The 372-nt window shown below is 48.4% G+C and carries 1 protein-coding gene; it reads left to right on the top strand.

Features of this window, described 5'->3' with window-relative positions:
* Positions 1–372: phage integrase SAM-like domain-containing protein (locus tag I6E38_RS15135; protein WP_235394745.1), on the top strand; the 372-nt coding region annotated here is incomplete at both ends.

Below are 372 nucleotides of genomic sequence, written 5' to 3'. Positions count from 1 at the left end.
CAGGCTATCGTGACGAGAGCACGATGAAAGTCATCCGCCATGAGTCGCTTGGCATCTACATCTATGCCAAGCCAAAGAACCAGACAGAGCTAAAATATAACCAGAGCCTTGCTGAAAGGGCTGAAGCGATACGCTGCCGTCGCTTCGAGGCTATCGTCAACGAGCGTTACGACTTCTTCGACAAGGAGAAAATGAAGGGAGATTTCCTTGCCTACTTCAAGAAACTGGCAGACAAAAAGAACTCCAAGTGGCAGCACGTTTATATGCACTTTCGTACCTTCACGCAAGGCAAGTGTACTTTCGGTGAGATAAACGTGGACTTGTGCAACAGATTTCGTGAGTATCTGCTGACAGCACCACAGGGACTGCATA

The organism is Leyella stercorea (genome assembly GCF_021531355.1).
Lineage (GTDB): Bacteria > Bacteroidota > Bacteroidia > Bacteroidales > Bacteroidaceae > Prevotella.
Note: the sequence above shows the minus strand (reverse complement) of the source record. Positions and strands in the feature narration are given on the sequence as shown.